The organism is Aequorivita sublithincola DSM 14238 (genome assembly GCF_000265385.1).
GTDB lineage: Bacteria > Bacteroidota > Bacteroidia > Flavobacteriales > Flavobacteriaceae > Aequorivita > Aequorivita sublithincola.
Genome location: NC_018013.1, coordinates 2,081,717 through 2,107,723 on the forward strand (window position 1 = coordinate 2,081,717; position 26,007 = coordinate 2,107,723).

At 36.9% G+C, this 26,007-nt stretch carries 20 protein-coding genes; 10 read left to right on the top strand and 10 right to left on the bottom strand.

Annotation, left to right across the window (positions count from 1 at the left end; genetic code table 11):
- Positions 1 to 14: 14 nt before the first annotated feature.
- The 6 genes from AEQSU_RS09615 to AEQSU_RS09640 all read right to left on the bottom strand — a co-directional run bounded on the left by AEQSU_RS09615 (position 15) and on the right by AEQSU_RS09640 (position 5,453).
- Complete coding sequence (locus tag AEQSU_RS09615; protein WP_014782670.1) at positions 15 to 2,039, bottom strand: ComEC/Rec2 family competence protein; 2,025 nt, start codon at positions 2,037 to 2,039, stop codon at positions 15 to 17.
- Positions 2,040 to 2,089: 50 nt separating this feature from the next.
- A complete protein-coding gene (locus AEQSU_RS09620; RefSeq protein WP_157429270.1) occupies positions 2,090 to 2,320 on the bottom strand; it encodes a type II toxin-antitoxin system RelE/ParE family toxin in 231 nt (76 codons plus the stop codon).
- Between the two features lie 46 nt (positions 2,321 to 2,366).
- Positions 2,367 to 2,573, bottom strand: a complete 207-nt coding sequence (locus AEQSU_RS09625; RefSeq protein ID WP_014782671.1) for a hypothetical protein — start codon at positions 2,571 to 2,573, stop codon at positions 2,367 to 2,369.
- 61 nt (positions 2,574 to 2,634) lie between these two features.
- On the bottom strand, positions 2,635 to 3,228 hold the full coding sequence (locus AEQSU_RS09630; RefSeq protein WP_014782672.1) for a C40 family peptidase: 594 nt from the start codon (positions 3,226 to 3,228) through the stop codon (positions 2,635 to 2,637).
- Between the two features lie 44 nt (positions 3,229 to 3,272).
- Positions 3,273 to 4,391: a lipid-A-disaccharide synthase gene (lpxB, locus tag AEQSU_RS09635; protein ID WP_014782673.1), complete on the bottom strand. Its 1,119-nt coding sequence runs from the start codon at positions 4,389 to 4,391 to the stop codon at positions 3,273 to 3,275.
- An 84-nt stretch (positions 4,392 to 4,475) separates the two neighbouring features.
- Positions 4,476 to 5,453, bottom strand: a complete 978-nt coding sequence (locus AEQSU_RS09640; protein WP_014782674.1) for a D-alanine--D-alanine ligase — start codon at positions 5,451 to 5,453, stop codon at positions 4,476 to 4,478.
- A 180-nt stretch (positions 5,454 to 5,633) separates the two neighbouring features.
- On the opposite strand from AEQSU_RS09640, the gene AEQSU_RS09645 reads away from it, so the two are divergent.
- Positions 5,634 to 6,266, top strand: a complete 633-nt coding sequence (locus AEQSU_RS09645) for a PASTA domain-containing protein (protein ID WP_014782675.1) — start codon at positions 5,634 to 5,636, stop codon at positions 6,264 to 6,266.
- Positions 6,253 to 7,299, top strand: a complete 1,047-nt coding sequence (locus tag AEQSU_RS09650) for an RluA family pseudouridine synthase (RefSeq protein ID WP_014782676.1) — start codon at positions 6,253 to 6,255, stop codon at positions 7,297 to 7,299. Before AEQSU_RS09645 ends, AEQSU_RS09650 begins: the two co-directional genes overlap by 14 nt.
- A gap of 314 nt (positions 7,300 to 7,613) precedes the next feature.
- On the opposite strand, the gene AEQSU_RS09655 is transcribed toward AEQSU_RS09650, so the two are convergent.
- The 3 genes from AEQSU_RS09655 to AEQSU_RS09665 form a co-directional block, all read right to left on the bottom strand.
- Complete coding sequence (locus AEQSU_RS09655) at positions 7,614 to 8,876, bottom strand: C45 family autoproteolytic acyltransferase/hydrolase (RefSeq protein WP_014782677.1); 1,263 nt, start codon at positions 8,874 to 8,876, stop codon at positions 7,614 to 7,616.
- A gap of 83 nt (positions 8,877 to 8,959) precedes the next feature.
- A complete protein-coding gene (locus tag AEQSU_RS09660) occupies positions 8,960 to 10,324 on the bottom strand; it encodes a T9SS type A sorting domain-containing protein (RefSeq protein ID WP_014782678.1) in 1,365 nt (454 codons plus the stop codon).
- Positions 10,325 to 10,422: 98 nt separating this feature from the next.
- Positions 10,423 to 12,180, bottom strand: a complete 1,758-nt coding sequence (locus AEQSU_RS09665) for a T9SS type A sorting domain-containing protein (RefSeq protein WP_014782679.1) — start codon at positions 12,178 to 12,180, stop codon at positions 10,423 to 10,425.
- Between the two features lie 377 nt (positions 12,181 to 12,557).
- Here AEQSU_RS09665 and AEQSU_RS09670 point away from each other — a divergent pair, with 377 nt between their 5' ends.
- From AEQSU_RS09670 to AEQSU_RS16830, 4 genes are all read left to right on the top strand, one after another.
- Positions 12,558 to 16,277, top strand: coding sequence for a T9SS type A sorting domain-containing protein (locus AEQSU_RS09670; protein ID WP_014782680.1), 3,720 nt, complete (start codon positions 12,558 to 12,560; stop codon positions 16,275 to 16,277).
- Between the two features lie 230 nt (positions 16,278 to 16,507).
- Entirely contained in the window at positions 16,508 to 18,649 is a 2,142-nt protein-coding gene (locus AEQSU_RS09675) for a S46 family peptidase (protein WP_014782681.1), read from the top strand.
- A 418-nt stretch (positions 18,650 to 19,067) separates the two neighbouring features.
- Entirely contained in the window at positions 19,068 to 19,841 is a 774-nt protein-coding gene (locus tag AEQSU_RS09680; protein ID WP_014782682.1) for an alpha/beta fold hydrolase, read from the top strand.
- Between the two features lie 4 nt (positions 19,842 to 19,845).
- Positions 19,846 to 20,538, top strand: a complete 693-nt coding sequence (locus AEQSU_RS16830) for a response regulator transcription factor (protein WP_157429271.1) — start codon at positions 19,846 to 19,848, stop codon at positions 20,536 to 20,538.
- 9 nt (positions 20,539 to 20,547) lie between these two features.
- Here the strand turns inward: AEQSU_RS16830 and AEQSU_RS09690 are convergent, their stop codons facing one another.
- Positions 20,548 to 21,441 carry a phospholipase A gene (locus AEQSU_RS09690; RefSeq protein ID WP_014782684.1) on the bottom strand — a complete coding sequence of 298 codons (894 nt, stop codon included), beginning with the start codon at positions 21,439 to 21,441 and terminating at the stop codon, positions 20,548 to 20,550.
- Between the two features lie 157 nt (positions 21,442 to 21,598).
- Between AEQSU_RS09690 and AEQSU_RS09695 the strand changes: the two genes are divergently transcribed.
- From AEQSU_RS09695 to AEQSU_RS09710, 4 genes are all read left to right on the top strand, one after another.
- Complete coding sequence (locus AEQSU_RS09695) at positions 21,599 to 22,567, top strand: alpha/beta fold hydrolase (RefSeq protein ID WP_014782685.1); 969 nt, start codon at positions 21,599 to 21,601, stop codon at positions 22,565 to 22,567.
- Positions 22,568 to 22,730: 163 nt separating this feature from the next.
- Entirely contained in the window at positions 22,731 to 24,230 is a 1,500-nt protein-coding gene (locus AEQSU_RS09700; RefSeq protein WP_014782686.1) for an MFS transporter, read from the top strand.
- Positions 24,231 to 24,391: 161 nt separating this feature from the next.
- On the top strand, positions 24,392 to 25,267 hold the full coding sequence (locus AEQSU_RS09705) for a DUF808 family protein (RefSeq protein ID WP_014782687.1): 876 nt from the start codon (positions 24,392 to 24,394) through the stop codon (positions 25,265 to 25,267).
- A gap of 111 nt (positions 25,268 to 25,378) precedes the next feature.
- Complete coding sequence (locus AEQSU_RS09710) at positions 25,379 to 25,918, top strand: hypothetical protein (RefSeq protein ID WP_014782688.1); 540 nt, start codon at positions 25,379 to 25,381, stop codon at positions 25,916 to 25,918.
- Positions 25,919 to 26,007: the final 89 nt, after the last annotated feature.

The window sequence follows — 26,007 nt, forward strand, 5'->3', positions numbered from 1 at the left end:
GTTTCATATTCTGGTTATTCTATTGAGAAAGCTCCTTGTTTGGCGGTATAGCTAAACGGGAGCTTTTTTAATTTGCAGGATTGTTCCCAGCGTTTCACATAAGTAAAATAATTACTTCCATCCGCCACAATTTGCTTTGGTTTTAAGCTATCAATAAGTCGGTTGAGGTTTATTTTTGGGCTGTTTGTTAGCAAAAGTGTGTGAATATCATTTCGCTTCGGATAGATTCCCAAACTATCCAAGATCAATATATTCTTGTTGTTATATTGAAAAACTTGAGGCAGCTTTTCTTCGGAATAAGTAGTGATATTCGCAGCTTCCCTAAATGATTTTAAAGGATAAGTTTCGAAAATATTCTTAGATGAATCATTTTTAAAAACAATCAACTTCTTTCCGTTTTTATAACCAAGCAACGTCAGTTTGCTTTTCTGAAAAACAACAAGCTGGTTCCCCGAAGTTTTGAATTCATCATAAATAAAAATCGTTATAAGTATTGAAATTGCTAAAAGTGAAATGACGAATCTGTGATAATTCATTTTCTTCAGAAATAGCGCTAAGGCAATTATCAAAAGATAAACTCCAAGAACCTTCAAGGTAGAAAAGTGTATATTTTTGAATAGAAATTCATCCTGCACCGCGACCCAATGAATAAAACCGTTTAGCCATTCAATTAAAAGATTATAGCTGTTCGCAAGCCAATCGGGAAGATAATTAAAGGCTGCTAAAACCACGATTATAATTCCACCAAACATCAGTATTGTTAAACACGGAAGCACTACAATATTAGTCAACAAGAACAACCCCGGAAATTGATGAAAATAGTAAAGACTCAGCGGTAAAACCCCAATTTGAGCAGAAAGCGTAACTGCAACAATAGTCCAGGCTTTACGCACAATCCAGTATTTTGAATAGCCGATTTTGTAAAAAAGCGGTTGTAACCAAACAATAAAGAATACAGCCAAATAACTCAACTGAAACCCAACCTGAAACAGCCAGAATGGATTAATAATTAGCAAGGTTAAAAACGAAAGAAACAAAGTGTTTATGGAATTGGTTTCCCTATTAAATAGTTTTGCCACTGCAAAAAAGCTGAACATTGTTACCGCACGAGTAACCGATGGCGAAAGTCCTGAAAGCAGTGCAAATCCCCAAAGCAACAACACAATTGAAATCGCTTGGAAATATATTGCAAATTTCCAACGAGCAATTGGTTTAAAAAGTAGGGTAAGAATATAAAACAAGATACCCACGTGCAGACCAGAAACCGCTAATATATGTACTGCTCCAGCAGCTGCATACTCATTGTAAAGATCCTTGTCAATGTCTCGCTTTTCGCCTAAAACAAGAGCTTGGATTATGGCGCGTTCGTCTGTTTTCAGTTTTGATTTTTTTAATTTTTCAACTATCGCAGCGCGTAAGTTTTGAGCTGTTCCTTTTAAGGTTGGGTTTCCTAAACTAGTTTCTAATATTTCTTTCTCTGAAATTCGTAATTGGTCATAAACTCCCAGCGATTTTATATATGCTGAATAATCGAATTGGTAAGGATTTAGCGGTTTCGGAATTTCGGAAATAGATGCGTAAACCAACAAAATTTCATCTGCTGTAAATGATTTGGACAATGAATCTTTTGAAATAGAAAGCAATATTTTACCATTCGTAGGTATGCCATTCTTGGCGTTCACATTAGCAAAATATTTAAAATTGAATTTATCTGCCTTTAATGTTTGTGTGATTTTAAGTTGAAGTAATTCAGAAGTTTCATCTGTAATAAAGTGCGAGTAATGTTTCTCCTGGAACTGCGGCAATCGAATTTGATAACTAAAAAAACCAATCGTAAAAAAGCAGATATAGGTAATAATTCCGAAGTAAACAGTTTGGATTAATTGCTTTCTGGCCCAAAGCCAAAAACCAAAGACACCTACTAAAAGAGCAAACAGAAAATTTAATGAAAGAGTGGAAATCGGGAAGAAGTGTGCTGCAAGAATACCCAACACCAAGAAAACCGAAAACTTTACAAACGCGAAGTTTATGAATTTCATGCCACAATACTTTAAGGTTATACTTAAAATTTATTGGGGAGGATGAATGATTATAATTTCAGGGAGGTGGGGTTTTGCCTGCTGTCCCAGATTCTTAATATTTGTATGTTTTCAATACTAACTTCGTTAAAAATCATATAATCCTTAACGATTATAAGTCTTATCTTTTCAGTATCCGTAGCTTTTCCAATTTCGGGATATTTTGCAATTCCGGCCACAGACTCCTTAAATAATTCGAACAATTTCAAACTGTAGGTATTGGATTGGTTCTTTTTCTCCAATAAGCCAAGATTTCTTTGCGATCGTAGTTAGCGGTTTGAGACCAAATTATTCTTTTAGCCATTTTTCAATTTCGGCATTTGCTTCCTCATTTGTTAAAAATCGGCCATTTCTATAGTCTTCTCTTGCTTCTTCAATAGCCGTAATTTGTGCTTCATTGAGTACATAAATTTCTTCGTTTGCATAAACATCTAGATGACGCATTACGTTCTCAAGAATCTCAGTGTCTTCGGTAGTATTGATTTTGACAATCAATTTTTTTTCATTTCCGCAGTTTCCATATCACAAAGTTTATTCTAAGGTACAAAAAAGTTTTTTATATAACTCTTCGAACCTCTACAAAAGCTTTTTTCCAATAAGCCTCGTCGAGCGATGAAATTATGACTCCGGCACTGGTTGAAGAATGAATAAATTTTACTTCACCTCGTTTTGCTTCAACCACCAAACCTACGTGGGTAATTACGTTTTTGCGGCTCGTTTTAAAGAACACCAAATCGCCTTCCTCAATATCTTTAAAGGAAATAAGGATTCCCTGTTTCGCCATATCCCGAGAGATTCGCGGTAGCGTTATGTTTTCCTTTTGAAAAGCGGTATAAACCAATCCGGAGCAATCCATTCCCGCTTCAGTCGTGCCGCCAAACTTATATCTCGTGCCTTCAAATGTTTTGGCGTAATCAATTATTTCCCTTTTTATTTCTTTTGGACTTTCTTCTGCGTTTTCAATCTCTACTTCTTCTTCCCTTTTGTTGTTCGTGATTTTAGTGTTATTGCGGGAATTTACTTTCCGAACCGATTTGGGCTTCGATTCATTTTTATTAACGATAACCTCAGGAACTTTATCCGTGTTTTTTGTACTTCCACAGGAAACTAGAAATAATGTAAAAAAGGAAAGAAGCAGCAGTTTTTTCATCAATAGAGAATAGAAGATTAATCTTTAAAAGTAATAAAAATTAGTTACTTCGTCTTTATAGTGGAATAGATTAGTTTGGCCGTATTTTCACTTGCACCCTTGCCACCAAGCGCTTTTTCAAGATCGTAATAGTCTAAAAACATAGTAGCGCGCTTGTAGGGTTCCAAAATGTTGGTCAATTCTTCCTTCAACCTCTTTTTGTTGAAGTCTGTTTGAATAAGCTCTGTAACAACCGTTTTGTTAAGAATTAAGTTCACCAATGAAATATAGTCCAACTTAATAACACGCTTGGCAATTTCGTAGGAAACTCGACTACCTTTATAGCAAACCACTTGCGGTACTTTAAATAGCGCAGTTTCCAGCGTGGCTGTACCAGAGGTAACCAAGGCAGCTTCCGAAATACTTAAAAGGTCATACGTTTTGTTAGTTACAAAATGCACATTCTTTGTAGTCAGAAAAGTTTCATAAAAAGATTTTTCCTGACTCGGCGCGCCTGCAATTACAAATTGATATTCCTTAAAATCTTTCGCCACAGAAATCATTATTTCAAGCATCTTTTTTATCTCCTGCTTTCTGCTTCCAGGAAGCAATGCTATTACAGGACGTTCATCTAGACCGTTTTCTTTTTTGAAGGTTTTTGGATTTACCTGCTTTTGGCTGTAAATAGCGTCAATCAATGGATGACCTACAAAATGTACTGGGAAATTATGTTTTTCTTCGTAAAAATCCTTTTCAAAAGGAAGGATTACATACATCTCATCCACATCGCGTTTTATTTCTTTTATGCGACCTTCCTTCCAAGCCCAGATTTGAGGTGAAATATAATAGTGTGTTTTAAAGCCTTTTTGACGCGCCCATTTGGCAATGCGAAGGTTAAAACCTGGATAATCTATGAAAATGATAACATCAGGATTGAAACTTTCAATATCTTTTTTGCAAAATTTAATGTTTTTAAGAATGGTTCCGAGGTTCAGAAGTACTTCAGCAAAGCCCATAAAAGCTAACTCGCGGTAATGTTTTACTTCAACGCCACCAACTTCGCGCATCAAATCGCCACCCCAAAAGCGGAAGTCTGCTTCGGTATCTTCTTTTTTTAAGGCTTTCATTAAATTGGCTCCGTGCAAATCTCCAGATGCTTCGCCTGCTATGAGGTAGTATTTCATTTAATCGATTTAAAATTCAACCCTTCGACTGCGCTCAGGGTGACAATATAGCTTGTCTTTATTCTTTTATCTTTGCTCTTTTTTCTATTTAATTACATTCTGCAGCAATATATCAAAAAACTCCGTCAAAGTCATTCCAGCTTCCCGAGCTTGCTTTGGAATGATGCTTTCTTTGGAAAGACCAGGATTGGTGTTTATTTCCAAGAAATAAGGTTTTCCTTTTTCTATGATGAAATCACTACGGGTTACACCTTTCATATTTAACAATTTATAAATACGTTTGGCTTCATGCTGAAGTATTTCAGTTTCTTTTTCTGAAATACGAGCAGGAGTTATTTCTTGTGATTTTCCGAGATATTTTGCTTCGAAATCAAAGAACTCATTTTCTGAAACAATTTCGGTAGGTGGAAGCGCGATAATTTCGTTGCCGTTGTTGTAAACGCCAACTCCAACTTCGGTTCCAACTAAGGCTCTTTCTATTATTATTTCGGAATCTTCGGTAAATGCCTTTTCAATGGCTGGCATCATTTCGTTCATTTCGTGAACTTTACTTACACCAAAACTGGAGCCGGAACGATTCGGTTTAACAAAACAAGGGAGACCTGTGATTTTTATTATTTCGTCTAAATTAATCTCAGTGCCTTCATTAACGTAGTACGAATTTGCACAACGCACCCCAAAATTCTTCAAAACAGAAAGACAATCCCGCTTGTTGAAACTCAGTGCAGCTTGATAATAATCTGTACTTGTGTGGGGAATTTTCAGCAGTTCCCAATAGGCCTGAAGATAGCCATCTTCACCGGGTGTTCCGTGAATAGTGTTGAAAATTGCATCAGGACGAATGGTTTCCGTACCGTTATCAAAACTGAAATCAGCTTTGTTTATGGGGTGTTTCGTTCCGTTTTTGGCAACAAAACTCCAACCTTCCTCCAAAATATGGATTGGATATACTTCATATTTATTTTTGTCGAGAGCTTCACAAACCACTCCACCACTGTTTAGCGAAATTTGATACTCGCTGGAATAGCCGCCCATAGCCACCGCAATATGTTTTTTACCCATAACAAATGATTAAAATCTACGTTTACAAAAGTATTAAAAACTTGCAGTTGTCCGTTATCTGTTATCGGTTATCTGTAGACTTTGGATTTCAATTTCAATTTCTACCGAGGCTTCGGAATCAATTTCATCAAAAGATACTACCTTTGGGCTTTATATTTTTGTGCATTAACAAACAAACCTATGACTTTTTTCCAGTTCGTTTTTTCAAAAGCATTTTTAAGACAGTTGCTTTTGGCTATTGTTGCTTTACTCGTTTTAGCTTTTTTAACATTGTGGTGGTTGCGTTTTAGCACTAACCACAACGAAAAGATTGAAGTTCCGAACCTCGCCAAGATGTCTTTAGATAAAGTAGAGGAGAAGTTGGATGAAATGGAACTTCGTTATGAAATCCTAGATTCAGCAAACTACAATCCAGATTTCCCAAGATATTCCGTGATTGAGCAGATTCCGAAACCGGGTAAATTTGTAAAGGAAGACAGAAAATTATATTTAACCTTAAATCCATCCGGTTATCGAAAAATTGAAGTGCCTGATGTTTTAGGCCGTACACGAAGACAAGCCGAGCCAACGCTTTTGGCAATGGGTTTTAAAATTGGAAAAATAAGTCATAGACCCCATATTAGCGATAATGTTTTGGAAATGCGTTACAATGGCGAAAAGCTCGATCCAGGAACGCCGCTTCAAAAAACATCGGTTATAGACTTGATTGTTGGGGATGAATCGCAGAATAGAATTCAATCTGAAATTGATTCTTCCGAAGAAAACCAAGATGCGCCAATAGAAAACCAAGAAGAGAACGATGGCGAATTTTAAAGAAGGAGAAATTGAAGATACAGACGGAAATGATGAACTTTATGAACATTACCGTTTTAAGGCAGACAAAGGTCAGCGCGCGTTAAGGGTTGATAAATACCTGATGAATCTGATTGAAAAAGCTACTCGAAATAAAATTCAAAAGGCTGCTGTTGCTGGAAATATTCACGTAAACGACGTTCCCGTAAAATCAAACTACAAAGTAAAGGGTAATGATGTGGTGACTGTTCTTTTTGAGCATCCGCCATATGAGTTTCTTTTAGTGCCCGAAAACCTTCCGATTGATATTGTTTATGAAGACGATGCTGTGCTTGTGGTAAACAAAGCTGCAGGAATGGTTGTGCATCCCGGTCACGGTAATTACAGCGGAACGCTAATAAATGCTTTGACGTATCATTTTGAAAACCATCCAAATAATTCCAGTAATCGTCCCGGACTTGTTCATAGAATAGACAAAGACACCAGCGGATTATTAGTTGTTGCAAAAACTGAGGAAGCAATGACGCACCTCGCCAAACAGTTTTTTGACAAAAGTACCGAGCGCGAATATGTAGCTCTAGCTTGGGGAAATATGGAGGAAGATGAAGGCACGATTGAAGGCAACATTGGCCGCCACCCTAAAAATCGTTTGCAGAATACCGTTTACGAAAACGACGAAGAGGAAAAGGGAAAACACGCCGTTACCCATTACAAAGTTTTGGAACGTTTAAGCTACGTTACCTTGGTCTCTTGTAGATTGGAAACGGGCCGTACGCACCAAATCCGTGTGCATATGAAATATATAGGCCACACGCTCTTCAATGACGAACGTTATGGTGGCGAAAAAATACTTAAAGGAACAACTTTTACAAAGTATAAGCAGTTCGTAGATAATTGTTTTAAAGTATTGCCACGGCAAGCTTTACACGCCAGAACACTAGGTTTTGTGCATCCAGTAACCGAAAAATTTATGCGTTTTGAATGCCCCATTCCTGAAGATATGGAAGCTTGTTTGGACAAGTGGCGGAATTATTCGCAGCATGTTATTGAATAGAAATGACCAATTACGAAGCGCCAAATTCCAAAAAGTGGAAATAGAAAGATAAGATGAACTTAAATTCTGATCAATTTACAAATACCCGCTCCTTCACCTTCTAATAATTGTAAATCAAAAGTTCTAATTTTCTTTTAGGGAAAGGTGTCCCCCCGAACGAATTTCAATTTTGAGCAAATAGTATAATTCGGGAGACGAAAGGGGTCTTAGCAAATTTTAAATTAAGTACTCACCCCGAGCAGCCGAGATAGAGCTCCCTCTTTTTCATAGAGGGAGCAATTCCCAATCAAAAAACTGTATGTTCAAGCTTAACGCTACCTTCCAAATCCCGCCCAAAGATCTGCAAGCATTTCCCAAGGAACTTGTCCGCGTTTTTTGGTTTCGGAAGCAAAGTCTTTTAGCATTTTGTCCATTTGTGGCGTTCCTGCCATTCCCATAGCATTTCCTATGAGTTCAGCGACTTGTTTTCCAAGATCTGTTGGATTTCCGCTTGCCCACGATTTACCATATTCCACCCAATAATCTGCGGTTGCGTAATGTGGCGCTTCAACATCTTTACTTGTTTTTGGAACAGTGGTCTTTGTGGTTGTTTGTGGTTGCCAAACTTTTTCGCGATAGGTAATCAAAGTGTTCCCTTCGTCAAAATCTGCGAAGGATTGTTTTAGGGTTTTGTCTTCCCATCGCAATTCCATATAACCTTCAGATGGACGGTAAACAGAAGTGTAGATAGTTCCAAAACCATCGTTATATTGTCTGTTGAAAAGTGGTTTTTCTAAGAATTTATTCGCCAGTGCATCTGCTTCTATATTGCCAGACTTTAAAGCTTCCTGTAAAAACTTTTCGCGCTCTACCGTTTTTGAAAAAGCCGCGTGCTCTGGCCAATCTACAGTTCCTTGGTGGTTGGTTGAAATTTTTAAATCAGTAACTTTCGGTTTATGGTCTGGCGCCAATTGCAACATTTTGCTATTTCCGTCTTTATCCAGAAGCATAATATTGTATGCCATATGTGAAGGAATGCGTTGCAAAACTTCTGAAGCTTCTTCAATAGTACTACAAAATTCCAGGACATAACGAAGAATAAAAGGGATGCCGAAACCTTTTCCCACAACTTTTCTGCCTCCGAAAGTAAGCGATGCCACTAGTCCGTCTGAATTCATTCCATCTACCACGCCCCAAAGACAATCGCCAATTGCAATCACGTGTTTTCCGTTCCAGGCGCTGTTTAATAAGGTGCCTTCACAGAGATTGGGGTGATAATCGTAATTACGAACCAATTGCGGAGGGTTTTTAATCACCGCTTGCGAGCAGCCTGAAATATAAGCGGGCGGTTGGTAACCTGTAAGAAAGCGGTGGGCAATTATATCGTCGCCAGCAAGTTCGCAGAGCCTATTGTAGGTTGGAATAAATTTGGGCATATACTCCTTTAGTTGCTGCTGGGCTTCTTTAAGAGAAGGAGAATTTACAGCACCTTTTGAAACAAACCAAGCTTTATAAGCTGGCCAATGTTTATTGAAAAGTTGTTGCCATTTGTCTCCGGGAAGGTTTTCGGCGATAGAATTGAAATTTAATTGAAGCATTTTTTTTGTTGAAAGGTACTGGAAATAATAAGTTATGCTTGCCCGATTTCAAAAAGCTATTAACACATTTAAATTTTTCAACACTATATTTTCATCAATTGTTTGGTGCTAGAACCTTTATTATTGGTAACATTAACAAAGTAAACACCTTCTGACAAAACATTTAAGGATGTTTCATCTTTTCCCAAAGTGAAGGTTTTTAAAATCCTACCGCGGCTGTCCGATATTTGGACTGTTCCTTCATTTATTCCTGAAATAGTGAAAGCACCATTGGTTGGGTTTGGATGAATGGTGAATTTTTCTGAAGAAATATTTTCATGAATACCTATTAGTCCGCAGGCTTGTAGAATTTCTTGACGGGAGGCGCAGCCTGGGGCATTATCCGAAATTAGAGCTTCATTTGATGGATCGTCTAAATATTGACAGATGTTAGTATAGGCGCAAACAGATAATTGAGGACAAGCACCAATGCTCAAATAGTTTACAGTCGACATATTAACGTTAGAGAGTGCGGAAATATCATTAAGGTTATTAAGTCCCCCAAAAGACAAATAATTTACAGAGTCTAAGTTTTCCAATCCGTTCAAATTTGATAATAACGGAGAATTAACGATTCCAAAGGAATCAGCGGAGCTGGTAAAATTGCTTAAAGCTTCAATATTTAAAAGAGCAGTGTTTCCATTGATATAGGCATCTTCGACTGAAATAAGACTTTCCAATCCATTAAATGATTCTAATGAGGGGTTAAAATAAATTAACATCCCCTCTCCTCCTATGGTTGTCAAATTATTCAATCCTTCGAAATTGATTAAGTTAGGATTATGATTAATTTCAAGTCTTTGGCTTAATTCAGTTAAATTGTTAAGACCATTTAAATTAGTCAACAATTCATTATTGCTTATTTTTAGAAATCCAGCTTGCGGAGGGATACTACTGAGTCCGGATAAGCTTACTAAGAGTGGATTTTCTTCAATTATAATTGTTATTTCTGGAGTTGTTATAACTATATTATGAAGCCCTTGGATAGATGTTAAAGAAGCATTATTTACAACTCTAATGTCCCGAAGTACTTCTTGGAGATTCTCTAATGCATCTAGATCTTGTAAATTTGTATTGTCTACAATAAAAAGATTGCCAGAAGAGTTTCCATCCGTAATAGCAGTTAAATTGTTTAAACCATTGAGGTTAGTCAACGCTATGTTATCTATAATCTTTAAATTTTTTACTTTAGTAATTTGGGACAATCCATTTAGATTTGTAATATTCCCTGGTTGTGAATCATTAATATTGAGTGTGCCGGTAAGTTCTGTGCAACCGGGATGAGATGTGGCAAAGTTGTCTATTTCGTATTGATGACTAAATGAAATTGAACTACACTGTCCAAACAACAAGTTAGAAGCCGAAAAAATAAAAACCAGCAATCCCGAAAAAAGTATTTTTGAATTCATAAGAATATTGATAAGCCTCAAAAGTAGAAATTAAATCCAATTTCCAAAATTTGAGGCTTTTGTATTTAAAAAAATCTATGTTAACCGAAACGATTCAATCAATTCTTCACCCACTTCGCTGTGGAGGTATGTTTTCCGTCTGAAATTGTAACGAAATACAATCCACTATTCAAATGTTTTAGATTGAAAGTAGAAGTTGTCTCCAGATTTCTTTCTTCCGAAAAAACCATCTTTCCGTCTATGCTAAATATTTTCAGTTTTGCATTTTGCATTGCCGAAGAAATTTTAAAAGTCAATATTCCTTCCGAAGGATTTGGGAATATATTAATAGTTGGAACTGTATTAAATTCTGCAACTCCAATTGGTGGATCTAGTTTTACATATCCAGCGCGGGTGTTATCGCCTTTATAACCGTTTCGTTTTATGGAATCTGGATTGTAAGGTACGTTGAGGTTGTAAACATTTACAAATGTAGAATCAATGCCGGTTCCGAAGGTTTGGGTGTAGCTATTGGCGGTGAGGTCTAGCAAACCATCATTGTCCACATCGCCCAAAACTGCGCCGTTTAAAAAAGTGAAACCGTGAGGACGTAATGGGAAACCAGGAATTTCGCCACTGCCATCCAATGAAAAAGCGTGGATATAACCTTCGCCAGCAGCATCGGTTAGCACGCTTGGGAAAATAATATCCAACGTGCCATCATCATTAACATCTGCAATGGAAAGTACGCCTTCAGTACCACCATATTTTTCTATGGGAAAATTGGGCAAATTGTTACCAGCAGGGTCTAAGCCATAAATGGTTGGAAGCGGATCACCTGCTGTGCCGCTCGTATTTCTGTCGGACATAAAGATGTCAAAAACCCCATCGCCATCAAAATCCAAAACCGTTGCGGGGGAATATGTCCATCCGCCAAGGGTAATAGGCCAGCCGGCTTTATAGGTGCCGTCATGCTCCATAACGTAAAAGCCGGGAGCATCGCCGTGGTTGCTTCCTATTATTTCAAGATCGTCATCACCATCTAGGTCAGCGAGGATTGGGGATTGGTAGGAATATTTCACATTAGGATCAAAAACTGGGAAGTTTGGGAATACTTGACCTTGATTGTCAAAAATATACATCCCTGCGCTGGAAGCGGCAATAACCACATCTGCATTACCATCGTTGTCAACATCTGCAATGGAAGGGGTGAAGGCTGGTGTGGCAGCTACTTCTACTGGCCAGTTTGCATTGAGCGGCGTTCCGTCCATTTTTATTACGTGTACGAAACCCACAGCACCGCTCACGCGTTCTCCGGTAACAATATCTAACACGCCATCTCCATCAACATCTGCAACAGCTGGGGCGTTTATCATCCAGTGGTCGTCAAAATTTAATGGCCAACCAGGAAGATTGTTTCCTGATGGATCCAAAAGATATACACGGCCTGCGTTTGGAACTCCGCCAGTATTTAAAATAATTTCTAAGGTTCCGTCACTGTCTAGGTCTGCTACTGTTGGGGGAAGGAGGATGGTTCCGCTTACTGGTTTTTCCCATAGTACGGTTCCATCGCCTTTTAAAGCATATAAAATTTTATTGATTCCGTATAGAATTTCAGCTACACCATCGTTGTCAATATCGGCCAAGGTTACGCCGCGAGTGTTTTTGAATGTTGGATTGGCAGGTTGGCCATAGCGCCAAATTGTATCTAACGCTTGAGTTCGTTCTTGGTTGTAATAATTTTCAGGAAGTGTAACTGTTTCAACCGAAATAGTTCCATCCTCATTTAATGTTGCTTTTTTGCCTTGCTGCTGGGCGGTGGCAAGGGTGGCAATTCCGAGGAATAGAACCGATAGGAGGGTAGTTGTTTTTTTCATTAGTTCATTTTGTGAAGTTAGATTTTATAAAGTTATTGATAAATGTTGGGTTTTCAGCAGTTTTGCTTTGGTTGTCGGCGAAATTTGTTCAGATGCCGATGTATTTTTTTGAATGAATGTGGTGCAAATGGTGACGAATAGTTGAACGATTATAGAACTTGGCACTTGATGATGCGATGAACAACACTTTCTTTCTTGGCGGGGAATTTTTTTGAAGATGATTTTATTAAAATAAGATTTTTATTTTTTGGAGATATATTTAAATCTATATATTGTACCAATTAAACAAGAGTCTGGTGGCTTTTGTTTTGAGAACTAAATTTTTTGTATGAAATTTCGACTCCTCGCTAAGCTAATAATCTTCAATAGAATAAATAATGCGCAAACTATTACTTCTTGTCTTTTCTTTGGCTTTTCAATTAAACTTTATTTATGCACAATGCCCTACGGCTCCTTTAGCTTTGTCAACACAAAGTGAAGTTGATAATTTTTCAGTTAATTATCCTGGCTGTACAGATTTGCCGGTGTCCTTAAGTATAATAGGGAACAATATTACCAATCTGAACGGCTTGTCAAATATTCATTCTATTAGCGGTTCTTTGGAAATTCTTGCCTCTTCAACATTGACCAGTTTAAATGGTCTAGAAGGTTTAACATCAATAACGGGATATTTAAAGTTACGCAACTTATCTGCTATTAACGATATTTCGGCGCTAAACAATCTTACTTCTGTGGGCGGATATATTGAAATATCATCCAACAACAATTTAATTTCAATAGCTGGTTTAAACGTCATTACAGGTGCTTCGGGTAGTTTAAGATTACTTTCTAATCATCGTTTGGAAAATGTTAGTGGGTTGAACGGTGTAAATTCTCTTTCGAGTCTTGTGATTACGGACAATATTGCATTGGTAAACCTAATTGGATTCAATGGAGTATCAACTATTAATGGAGATTTTAATATTTCTAATAATTCTGTTTCTGTAATAAATGGTTTTAGCAATTTGGGGACTATAGGCGGGAGCTTAACAGTAAATGATAATGATTCTTTAACTTCTTTTGGCGATTTGGAAAAACTACAAAATGTGGAAGGAGATATTACCTTTAGCAATAACGAACTGTTAGTTTCTATTGCGGATTTTGATTTGCTTGAAACAGTAGGTGGAAGTATTGATATTGAAAAAAATGATGTTTTGACGCATTTACCCAATTGTCCGAATTTTTCGACCTTAACGGGTAATTTAAAGATATTTTTGAATAATTCTCTTCAAGATTTATCTGGTTTGGGGAGTTTAACTTCTGCTGCAAATGTTTCTGTTAATTACAATGAATCGATGATTACATTTGGATTAGAGAGTCTCACAACGGTAAATGGGTATATGCATATTCAAAAAAATAATGCGCTGGTTAATATCAATACTTTGGATAATTTGGTTAGTGTTTCTGGAAGTTTGATTGTAGGAAGAACTTCAGCTGCATATCCTGGCAATCCATCTTTAAATAATATTTCTTTAGCACAATTACAGACAGTGGGCGGAGATTTTATTATAAGTGATAATATTTCTTTAACACAATTGGATAAAATAAACTCGTTGGCGACAGTAGGAGGAAGGTTGTATATATTGGGAAATAACAATATAGAAAATATAACGGGTTTTAATGGCTTGGAAAACACAATAGACGGTATTGAAATTAATAATAATGATTCCTTAATTACCCTTGCTGGATTTGATTCATTGAATACAATAGACGGAAGATTGGTGATTGATGAAAATGAAACGCTTAACAGTATTACAGGTTTTCAAAATCTCAATACAATTAATGGGTTATTAAATATATATGATGATTATTTGCTTACAAGTTTAATTGGATTTAGCTCCCTTACGGAAATCACGGGAGATTTTTATTTAGGCGCAGGCTCACTTAATGATGGACTAACCAGTCTTCCTAATTTTAATGGACTAGAATCATTGGAAACCGTAGGGGGGTCATTACGAATATCTGGTTGTGAAATTATTACAAACCTTAATGGTTTTGATGGCCTTATGTATGTTGGTGGAGATTTGACTATTGGTGGAGTATTAAACTCACAAAATGCAAATCCGGCATTACAAAATTTAGTGGGTTTGGAATCTCTTGAAACAGTGAATGGCGAGCTATTTATTACCTCTAATGAGTCCTTGAACTCACTTGTTGGTATGAGCTCGCTTACAACAGTGAACAAATCTTTTTGGATTTTTGAAAACAACATCCTGCAAAATTTTACGGGAATGGAAAACCTTAGTTATATAGGAGGCGCATTGAAAGTTGATCAGATGGATGATATACTCAATTTTGTAGGTCTTGACAATTTGGTGGAAGTTGGAGCGCTTGTTGCACTTAATTCCCCATCAATAGCTAGTTTTCAGGGGCTAGAAAGTCTTGAGATTATTAATAATTACTCCACCCAAGTTAATGACTATGGATTTTTAAAAATAGAATCTTGTGATGGTTTATTTTCTCTTAATGGGCTAGAAAATTTAAATATTGTACACGGAATACGGTTTACAGGAAATGCTGTATTGCAAGATATTAATTCAATAGAAAATATTGACTCTAATATTCTTGAAAGAATAACTATGTTTAATAACCCCAATCTTTCCAATTGCAGCATAATAAGTTTTTGCAATTATCTTAATCTTCCCAATCCCGTTATCACTCTTTCAAATAATGGGCCCGGTTGTAATTCTGAGACTGAAATTTTCGATAATTGTTCGCCAAATAACAATATAATTAGAGGTATTGTTAGAGCAGACATTAATCAGGATGGCTGTGATCAGAATGATATGTTAGTTCCTAACATTCCTTTAATTACGACTAAAGATCAAAATAGTATTTTGAGATATTCAAATTTGAATGGTGAGTATTCTTTCTTTGTAGGTGAGGGCACTTATACAACAGTTGTAACGCCAAATGTTGGATATTTTACCAGTAATCCTATTAGTCAAGACTCAAACTTTATAGGATTTGGAAATGAGGATGTTGTAGATTTTTGTTTAGAGCCTTTGGGTAATTTTAATGATTTAACTGTTTCTATTGTACCTACAAATCAAGCTCGACCGGGGTTAGAAGCGCATTACAAACTGGTTTATGAAAATGTGGGAACCACCATACTTAGCGGTGCTGTAGAATTAAACTTTGTTGAAGGGCAAGTAGCTTTTTTAGAAGCGACACCTTCGGAAACTTCCGTAATTGGAAATACTATTTCTTGGGATTACAGCAACCTGAATCCTTTTGAAATTCGGACTATTGAAGTGATTTTTGATGTTGCCATGCCACCTATAGTAGTGGGGGATGATGTGATTCCCTACACCGTAACAATAAACCCGGTAAATGGTGATACTGCGCCAGATGATAATGTTTTTAATCTAAACCAAATAGTGGTAAACAGTTTTGATCCTAACGATAAGCAAGTATTAGAAGGCAATCAAGTGCTTATTGAGGATGCTGATGAATATCTGCATTATGTGGTGCGTTTTCAGAATACGGGTACCGCCAGCGCCATTAATGTTCATATTGAAGATGCTTTAGATGAAAAACTGGATTGGACAACTTTAAGGATTTTGGATGCAAGTCACTTGATGGAGACTGAGGTTGTAAATGGCATAATAGATTTTATTTTTGATGACATCAACTTACCCACAGTTACTTCGGATCCTGAAGGAAGCCACGGCTTTGTGGCTTTTAAAGTAAAACCAATGTCAACGGTTCAATTGAACGATGTGGTTGTTAACTCCGCAGATATATACTTTGACTTTAATGCGGCGATTGTGACGAATACTGTCTTTACGACTTTTGTTGATGAACTATCCGTTTCAGATTTTGAAACTTTAAAGATTATAGCTTACCCTAATCCTGCTAGTGATATACTGAATATTCAGGCAGAAGGTTCTATTTCTTCTATAGAAGTTATGAATTTGCTTGGGCAGCGATTGCTTATTTCCAAAGGAAACAGTAACCGTCAACAAATTGAAATTTCTGGGCTTAGTGCTGGTAATTATTTTGTGAAGGTTTTTGTTGGGGATATTAGTCGGGTTTTGAGGGTTGTAAAAAAATAATCCACCCTGTCCTTCGGGCACCCTTCCCTTTCAGGGTGAGGAGCTTTTCCTCATCATCACATATAATTCTCCAGTCTTAACAAAAAGTTAAAGTTCCAGTGTTTTTGCTCTTTTTAGAACGGGGGAAGCTAGAAGAAAGGTGAATCCGTCTATATTTACCGTTCTGTAATTTTTAAGCACTTTCTAGTGCTTATTATAGAATTGATATTAATAAAAACTCCCTTTAACTAATGAAAAAACTTATTCTTTCCCTTATTGTAGCTGCTTTTGTTTTGCCTGTTCAGGCCAATGAAGGTATGTGGTTTTTAATGCACATTGAGCGCTTAAACTACCGTGATATGCAAAAAATGGGCCTTCAACTTACGCCCGAAGAAATTTACAGTGTTAACCAATCCAGTCTTAAAGATGCCATTGTGCAGTTTAATCGCGGATGTACTGCGGAAATGATTTCAGACAGTGGTTTGGTTCTTACCAACCATCACTGTGGTTATGGACAGATTGCCGAGCTTTCTACTGCTGAAAATGATTACTTAACAAACGGATTTTGGGCTGCGAACAATTCCGAAGAACTAAAACCTAAAAGTTTATCGGTTCGTTTTTTCGTAAGAATGGATGACGTTTCAAAACGTATATTGGCTTTGGTGAATGATAATATGACCGAAGCAGATCGCGAAGCAACCATAAACAAAGAGATTGCGAAGATTGAAGCAGAAAACAACGAAGGTGGAAAGTTTACAGTTTCCGTGAAATCTTTTTTTCAGGGGAATGAATTCTACTACTTTGTTTACCAAGATTACAACGATGTTCGTTTGGTAGGAACGCCTCCTGCAAGCATTGGAAAATTTGGTGGCGATACAGACAACTGGGAATGGCCAAGACATACTGGCGATTTTTCGCTTTTTAGAGTGTATGCAGACAAGGACGGAAATCCTGCTGAATATTCTGAAAGTAATGTGCCTTTGAAACCAAAACAACACTTAACTACAAGTCTTAAAGGTTTTGAGGAAAATGATTTCGCAATGATTTTGGGCTATCCGGGAAGAACCAACCGATGGATGCCTGCTGGTGGAATTGCCCAAAACGTAGAATATGCTTATCCAGCGTGGGTTGAGGCTTCAAAAACGTCTATGGATGTGATGAAGACTTTTATGGACAAAGACCAACAAGTAAAACTTGACTATGCTTCAAGTTATGCAGGAATTGCAAACTATTGGAAAAACCGCCAAGGAATGATTGATGCATTGAAGCAACACAAAACTGCTGAAAGCAAACGTAAAGACGAAAAGGCTTTTCAGAAATGGGCTTCCAAAAAAGGCAATGAAAAGTATGCGGACGTAATTCCTGTAATCAATAATTATTATGCTAAGACGAATGAAATAAGCCGTCATAACAATTATTTGAGTCTTCTAATTCGCACTAGAATGGCAACCTTGCCATATCGTTTAGGAAATTCAATAGCCTATTATTTAGAGCAGAACGAAGCGAAACAAGCTGAGTTAAAACCTAAGCTGGATTCGGATATTAATGATTTATACGAAGGACTTTATGCGCCAGCTGAAAAAGCTATTCTGGCTGCCCAATTTAAACTTTACTCCACCAAAGCGGAAAATCCTGCACCTATGGTAGCCGCAGCTGCGGTTGAAAATAATAAAACCGATACTGGCTGGAATACCTATATGGATGCTGCTTTTAAGAACAGCATTTTTGAATCTAAAGAAAAGTTGGAGGCCTTTTTAGCAAATCCAGATGTTGAGGTGTTGAATAACGATCCATTGTTTCAACTTTCAAACGATTTGTTGACGCGTTACCGTTACAAATCTGATGAAGAAAAGCAGATGGCAGATAATTTTGAACACGCTTACAGATTGCTAGTTCAAGGTATGCGACTTCAAAATCCAGATGAAAAGTATTATCCAGATGCAAACAGTACGCTTCGTTTAACCTACGGAAAAGTGATTTCTTTACCAGCAGACAAACGCAATGATGCAACCAAAAATTATTACACAACGCTAAAAGGAACCGTTGCAAAATACCAGCCTGGCGATGCTGAATTTGACATGCCGAAACAACTAATTGATCTTTATGAGAAAAAAGATTTTGGACAGTATGCAGATAAGGATGGTTACCTTCCAGTAAATTTCTTGACCGATAATGACATTACTGGCGGAAACTCAGGTTCCCCAGTATTAAACGGAAAAGGAGAGTTGATTGGTTTGGCTTTTGATGGTAACATTGAAGCAATGGCGGGTGATGTTATTTTTGATGACCAATTGCAAAGAACTATCAATGTTGACATACGTTATGTATTATTTTTGATTGATAAATATGCAGGAGCGAGTCACATTATTGATGAGTTGACTTTGGCTAAATAATTTTACAGCTTTTTTAAAAGCTGTATTTTTAAGAAACCACATATCCAATAGTTTTGGGTATGTGGTTTTTTATTATTCTGACCCGTTGTGCATTTTGATCAGATTTTGACAAAATTACCCAAACCCTAAAGGGATTATCGTCAAAATCTTCATTTCTTCCTTTAGGATCGAGGCAAAAAATGAAGATTTTGTTCTTTTATGGGTAATAAGAGTCAAAATGCACAACGGGTTATTCTAATTTGGAAATACACACTTTGATATGTTCTTCTTGAAAATATTAATTATTAAATTTTTTATAAGAAGGAGGGTTGGATTATTTAAGAAAAGAGTTAATTTTTGGTGTTTATCTTAAAAAGGTTATATTTAAAAAAAATATTTTCCGATAACGAAAGTCTTGTAATAAGTATAATCTCCTCACATGAAGCATACTAAAGTGGCTGGAACCGCATTTGGCACCATTATTTTTATTCACGGTAATTCCTCTTCTTCAAAAATATTTAAAGAAACGCTTACTTATTCCGAAATAAAAAATACTAAAATAGCGGTAGATCTTCCTGGACATGGAACCAGTCGAAATGACTTTAAGGGAGAACCTGATTTTTCAGCAAAAAGCTATCAGCAACAATTAATTTCATTCATCGAGAAAATTGATGATGAAATCTTATTGGTTGGCAATAGTATGGGCGGCCATTTGGCTTTAGAGATAGCGCCAAAAATAAAACGTCTTAAGGGATTGGTAATTTTTGGAACGCCTCCCGTAAAAAAACCCATCAACTTTGAGGAAGCTTTTGTGGTGGTTCCAGCTTTGCAAACCTTCTTTACCGAAAACCCAACCGATGTAGAAATTGCAGAGGCAGCAAAACTGGCCGTACATAACGTTGCCCACGCGGAGCAAATTACGGTAGATTTTAAAAACACCCATCCCAAAGTGAGAAACGCGATTGCTTTTGATTTGATGAATGATAATCTGGTTGATGAAGCTGCATTATTTGTATCACTTAATATTAAAAAGTTTATTATTAGCGGCAATCAGGATCCAACTGTAAACCATAATTATCTAAAAAAACTATGTGAGCAATGCGGGGAATCTTGTACGTTTATTAGCATAGAAAATTGCGGACATTTTCCAAGTTTGGAACAGCCTACCGAATTTAATAAAGCGATTGCTAAGATTGCGAACCAAGTATTTTGAAGGAATGACGTCTCACACCCAACAGGAAAAAGTTTTTAAAATTCAGCATTTTGCTTATAAAATGCGGAATCTGTATACAGAAAATCCAGAACTTTTTAATGAAGTGGTTCAGTATATTCCGTATATAGTGCATACAAACCGCAAGGACAATCTCGACATCATTTACGCAAATGAAAAATTATTGCAAAAGGGCCCAGAACTTGAAAAGCTTGTTGAGTTAGGTGGAAGCTATCTTCCCGAAATTTCTTGCAACACGCTCTTAAAAAGTGCCGTGGAAAAAGCGAAAATTTTTGCAAAGATTAATGATGGCCATGCGGTTTGCAATTATATTCAATACCTGCAAGTAAACAAGGTGAAAAAATATGTGTATTCCAGTAAGTTATTGCTAGATGAGAACCTTTATTTCAACTTATCTGTATTTACGGAAGAAATGGGAATGATTGATAAAATGTTTAATTCGGTTTTTGGGGCGATTCATCAAAACCCTATAAAATGGCAACAATTTCAATCACTTACCAAAATGGAAAAAAAGTTAATAAAACTTTTTGCCGATGGACATAGCAATAATGAATTGGCAGAAATGCTTTTTATTTCGCCACATACCGTACAAACGCACCGCCGAAATATTTACAGTAAATTGAGCATAAGTAAAGCTGCTGAATTGATAAAAATTTCCTTAGTGCTGGAAATTCTTTAAAAATCCTTTTTAATACAACGAAATACCTACGCCAACAGTAGTTTGGTTGTGGTTATAATCAATTAAGCTTTCTCCATATCCTGTAAAAACTTGCGCGTGGATTTTTAAGTTTTTTATGAAACGGTAACTGTAATCCAGTCTTGCGCTTCCGTGACTTTTATCTCCATCACGAAGAGAGTGCCGCGTAACTAATTGAAAATCGTGTTTTCCGAAGGCATAGCTAAGATCTAATTCTGCCCGGCCCATAAAATCATTAATGTCTGGATTGTCGTCATTCTTTTCCGCTTCTGGTAGCCGTATCCACGGTTTCAGAACAATTTGCACATTATTCACTTCCCAACCAGCTTGAAAAATAATACGGTTCCAACTTCTACTCAGTGGGTTTGAACGACCATTGCTTTGATGGTTTAATCCGAAACCTGTAAAAACACCTTTAAAATTTCCAATATTATAAGGAGTGCCAAAAAGTAAAAAGGCTTCAGGTTGGTAATTAGTTTCCCGAAAAGGTCTGGAAAGTGTGTTGTTATAAATTTGCCAACGCGAACTTTGAGTATAGGCTCCCCAAACATCGCCACCCAACTTTTCACCTAGGATATTATGAAGGATTTTTGTTTTAAAACTTATTTGAAATGCTAACTCCACATTGTTGTATGGAATGGGTTCCTCAACAACATTGTTTTCATTGCTGCTTGCTGGAGAATGATTAACATTGGTAGTATAATTCGCAAACAATATATAGACAGGCTTATAAGGTAAAAGTCTAAATTCAACCTGTTTAGAACGTGAAGTGGAATCCAACTGCCAAGCTTCCGCCAGTGTTGGGTATTTCGTCACGCTTTGGGCAACCACATGTGAACAAAGCATTATAAAGCATGCGAAGAATAGAAATTGGGGATATTTCATCAAAAAATTTTAGGGTGCAAAGATATATTGGGGAATTCATTTTTAAGGATTTAACTCTTTTTTTTCAGAAACAATTAGTATTTGAAGTAAATCCGAATCCCTTAATTTGTTTATTTAGGATTATTAATCATGTAAATTTGCGCTCTAAATTTTACAATTGAACTATTTTAAAATACTGAGTTTAGCGGCTGTTTTGGTCTTCTTTGTTAGTTGTAAAAACGAATATAAGAAATACACAAAAAAGCCTGATTATATTACTAATGCAACTGGGAAACACAAGACATATTTTGATGCGTATGACGAAACCCTTAAGCAATGGGACGTAGATTATGAGGAGTTATACATCACCACTTCCCACGGAATAGCACACGTAATTGTGAGTGGTGGTAGAAATGCGCCTCCATTAGTTCTGCTTCACGGAATGAATGCTAGTTCCACCATGTGGTATCCAAATGCGAAAGCCTTGGCTAAGGACTACCGTATCTTTGCAATTGATTTACTCACAGAACCAGGAAAATCTTATAAAACCTCCGACTTCAATAATATTGAAGATATCACTTCGTGGTTTCAAGAAGTATTGTGGGCTTTAAAATTAGATTCGTTCCATTTATTAGGAGCTTCACGTGGCGGATGGTTGGCAATGGATATCGCTTTAAGACATCAAAATAATATAAAAAGCATTGTGTTGTTAAGCCCTGCGCAAACCTTTACTTGGATTCGGCCCAGCAGGAACTTACTAAAGAATATTATCAGTGCTTTCTCTTCTGAAGAAGAACAAATGAAAAGTAGTTTAGCGACGCTATCTAGCAATGCGGGTAATATTGACAAAAGTTATTTAAAGCAGTATAAGGTTGGCGTAAAGAATGATTCGCTTCCGAAGTTTATGATGCAGATGACTCCATTTTCGAAGAAAGATTTCCAAAGCTTAAAAATGCCAGTATTTCTATTGATTGGTGATAACGATATGATAAACAATGAAAAATCCATCCGATTGGCTAAAAATGAAATAGCGAAAGGAAAAGCTGAAATTGTTTATAATGCGGGTCATTTTTTATCTATAGATCAGGCAGACACTGTTAATAAGAAAGTTATAGACTTTTTGAAAAGTGTAGATAATGATGATTAAAGACAAAGTGGTTTTTAGCAAATTGTTTTTTATAAACGGAAGGGAACAAGATCAATCAACTGTAGGGTGTAGTCCTCGATCCGATAGTTGCGGGATGTGATAGAACAGAAAATGAAAGTTACTTTTAGGGCATAAAAGTTATATATAATTAGAAAAGTTAATAATGCAAGAAAAACCAGTGAAAGAAATGCGCCGAAATTGGGTGTTGTTCGCGCTTATGATTACAATGATGCTGGCTGCGATGGACAACACGATTGTTGCCACAGCAATTCCGCAGATAGTTGGCGATCTTGGTGGTTTCTCTCTTTTCAGTTGGTTGTTTTCAATTTATTTACTTATTCAAACCATTACCATTCCTGTTTATGGAAAATTGGCAGATATTTATGGACGAAAGCCAATTTTAATAATTGGAATAATTATCTTTTTGATAGGTTCCGCGGCTTGCGCGGGGGCTTGGAATATGCACTCTTTAATTTTCTTTAGAGGACTTCAAGCTGTTGGTGCAGGAGCTATTATGGCTACCGTAAACACTGTTGCTGGCGATATTTATACTATCAAGGAACGCGCAAAGATTCAAGGATGGCTATCAAGTGTTTGGGGTATTTCGGCGATTATGGGACCGGCTGTTGGAGGGGCTTTGGCAGATTACGCCTCTTGGCGGTGGATTTTTTTAATAAACATCCCTATTGGTCTTGGGGCAATAGCGTTGATTGTACTTTTTCTGCACGAAAACAAATCGCATAAAGGGCATAAAATTGATTGGGCAGGAGCCGTAGCCATGTTGGTTACGGGAACAGTTATCATGTTTGGTTTGCTTCAAGGAGGTCAATCGTGGCCGTGGTTTTCATTAAACACATTGGGAATTATTGCGCTTTCGGTGGTTTTAATTATGATAACTATTCGTATAGAACGCAAGTCTGCAGAACCAATTTTACCGCGATGGGTTTGGAAGAAGCGGGTTATTTTGGGCGCAAATCTGGCCACCATTGGAATGGGGATTATGACCATGGGACCGAATATGTTCTTACCTGTTTTTGCGCAATCGGTTACAGGAGTCGGCGCTATTGCGGCAGGTTTTATTTTGGCGAGTATGAGCATTACTTGGCCGCTTTCCTCTGCCTTATCAGGTAATTTATACCTTCGCATCGGGTTTCGGAATACAGCTATTTGTGGGATTATAATAGTAATAATTGGAGCAGCAAGTTTCTTATTTCTGCCATTTCCTGGACCTGTGTGGTATTTGGTCGCTGTACAGATGACTTTGGGAGCTGGGTTTGGATTAATTACCACTCCGTTGTTGGTCGGCATACAATCCACAGTGGAATGGGGACAAAGAGGAGTGGTTACAGGAACTAGTATGTTTTCTCGTTATTTTGGACAAAGTATTGGCGCAGCTGTTTTTGCGGCGGTTTTCAATTCGTCGCTTACGGATAGTATGGAGAATGCGCCTGCAAGGCTTCAGTCGGAACTTCCGAGTGTGAATAAAGTAGTTGAGGTTTTACAATCGCATAAGTCTGTTTCAGATGTTAGTTTATATTTACGGGAATCTTTTTTTGCTGCCACCCACAATGTTTATTTGGGGATGGTAATTGCTGGATTGGTAACGCTTGTTATTTTATTGCTTACTCCTGCAAAATTTCCCAGTATAGAAGAGGTTAGATAAAGAGGAAATCTGATGAATATGGTGCGTATTTTTTAATTAATGAAATTTCATTCAAATAAAAAAGGAGTCTTTTGAAAAAGGAATCAATTAAAGTGTCTTTTGGATGAAATAGTTTCTTACAGCTTCTCTATTTTTGCGATTCTTTAAAATAAACAAAACGTATGGCATCAGGATTTTTTGCAATATTGGACGACATAGCTGTACTGCTGGATGATGTAGCAATGATGAGCAAGGTTGCAGCAAAGAAAACGGCTGGAATTTTAGGAGATGATTTGGCTGTAAATGCTGAAAAGGCTTCGGGTTTTGCTTCTAAAAGAGAAATTCCTGTTCTTTGGGCCATTACGAAAGGTTCTTTTTTGAATAAGCTAATAATATTACCAATCGCTTTCTTATTAAGCGCTTTTTGGCCCACTGGCGTAATTATAATTTTAGTGCTGGGAGGTTTGTATTTAGCGTATGAAGGAGCCGAAAAAATATATGAATTCTTTTTCCCTCACGCACATTTCACAGAATCATTAGTAGCCGAAGGTCTCACTGAAACTGAAATATTGGCGATTGAAAAAGAACGCGTAAAAGCCGCAATTGTAACAGATTTTATTCTTTCCGTAGAAATTGTAATTATAGCGTTAGGAAGCGTTGTTGGCCAACCGCTCGTATCGCAAATAATAGTTGTAAGTATAATCGCAATCATTGCTACCGTTGGGGTTTATGGTATTGTAGCACTAATTGTAAGGATGGATGAAGCGGGTTACAAGCTTATAAAAAGCAGTAAAAAGGAAAAAAGTCTCAAAAGATCCTTTGGGCTTCTTCTAGTCAAAGCGTTACCAATTGTGATTAAGAGCTTGACCGTTATTGGTACAATCGCCTTGCTTTTAGTAGCCGGCGGAATTTTTGTGCATAATTTAGATTTCTTTCATAATCTTCTGCCTTCAATACCTTCTATTATTGTTGAATTTATCGTGGGATTGGTAGTTGGATTTCTTTGTCTGATTGTTGTTATGGGATTTAAAAAACTATTTCTTAGAAAGAAGGAATAAGATAGGCCATTGCAAATCTATTGTTCAGAAAATGAATTATGAATAAATACTCAAAAAATCTAAATATATAGTCTCAATTTCACGAAATTTGAAATCTCTTTAATTTTATCGTTGAAAAAAAGAATCATCGCCATATCGTTATTATTTTTATTATTTGCACCTCTTGCAACGATATACATTTATTTTCAATTTGAAAAATCTGCTATTAGGCGCGAAATAAAATGGAAGATGATTGCAGGAATGGATCAAGAGGAATTAGTACTTCTAAAATTTACCAAAGAAGAAACCGAAACAAAACTGCGTTGGGAACATTCCAAAGAGTTTGAGTATGAAGGCCAGATGTATGATGTTGTTTCTAAAGAAGTAAAAGGCGACTCCATATACTATCGCTGTTGGTGGGATTACGAAGAAACGAAGCTCAATAAAAAACTGGAAATACTGGTTGCAAATGCGTTAAACCAAGATGATACTAAACGTACAGCCCAATTAAGCCTTCAAAATTATTTATCTTCTTTTTTCTGCACAGATTTGTTTGATTGGCAAGCAACACCATTGCAAAATTTTGATATTAAAAATCCAGAAGTGATGTGCGTTAATGTGTTTAACGCTATTCGCTTATCTCCACCAAAGCCGCCGCCAAAGCTAAGTTAACAGTCAAGTAACAGATTAAATTATCGTTGCCATAACAAAAGGCAACGTGGACTATTGTGTTCTTAAGGGACACGTTAACTTAAAAATCA